Origin of the sequence: Streptomyces sp. NPDC059003, assembly GCF_042740445.1 — a bacterium.
GTDB lineage: Bacteria > Actinomycetota > Actinomycetes > Streptomycetales > Streptomycetaceae > Streptomyces.
On sequence record NZ_JBHYJH010000399.1, the window covers coordinates 1 to 1,114 of the forward strand.

Annotated in this window: 1 rRNA gene (cut by a window edge); it reads right to left on the reverse strand. The window is 56.5% G+C overall.

What is annotated here, in order from left to right:
- Positions 1–1,114, reverse strand: a 23S ribosomal RNA gene (locus tag ACFWZ5_RS46030); its annotated part runs 1,670 nt beyond the window's last position; the annotation flags it as partial.

The window sequence follows — 1,114 nt, forward strand, 5'->3', positions numbered from 1 at the left end:
TCTGGCCTATCAACCCAGTCGTCTACTGGGAGCCTTACCCCATCAAGTGGGTGGGAGTCCTCATCTCGAAGCAGGCTTCCCGCTTAGATGCTTTCAGCGGTTATCCCTCCCGAACGTAGCCAACCAGCCATGCCCTTGGCAGAACAACTGGCACACCAGAGGTTCGTCCGTCCCGGTCCTCTCGTACTAGGGACAGCCCTTCTCAAGACTCCTACGCGCACAGCGGATAGGGACCGAACTGTCTCACGACGTTCTAAACCCAGCTCGCGTACCGCTTTAATGGGCGAACAGCCCAACCCTTGGGACCGACTCCAGCCCCAGGATGCGACGAGCCGACATCGAGGTGCCAAACCATCCCGTCGATATGGACTCTTGGGGAAGATCAGCCTGTTATCCCCGGGGTACCTTTTATCCGTTGAGCGACGGCGCTTCCACAAGCCACCGCCGGATCACTAGTCCCGACTTTCGTCCCTGCTCGACCCGTCAGTCTCACAGTCAAGCTCCCTTGTGCACTTACACTCAACACCTGATTACCAACCAGGCTGAGGGAACCTTTGGGCGCCTCCGTTACCCTTTGGGAGGCAACCGCCCCAGTTAAACTACCCATCAGACACTGTCCCTGATCCGGATCACGGACCCAGGTTAGACATCCAGCACGACCAGAGTGGTATTTCAACGACGACTCCACACACACTGGCGTGCATGCTTCACAGTCTCCCACCTATCCTACACAAGCCGAACCGAACACCAATATCAAACTGTAGTAAAGGTCCCGGGGTCTTTCCGTCCTGCTGCGCGAAACGAGCATCTTTACTCGTAGTGCAATTTCACCGGGCCTATGGTTGAGACAGTCGAGAAGTCGTTACGCCATTCGTGCAGGTCGGAACTTACCCGACAAGGAATTTCGCTACCTTAGGATGGTTATAGTTACCACCGCCGTTTACTGGCGCTTAAGTTCTCAGCTTCGCCCCACCGAAATGGAGCTAACCGGTCCCCTTAACGTTCCAGCACCGGGCAGGCGTCAGTCCGTATACATCGCCTTACGGCTTCGCACGGACCTGTGTTTTTAGTAAACAGTCGCTTCTCGCTGGTCTCTGCGGCCACCCCCAGCTCC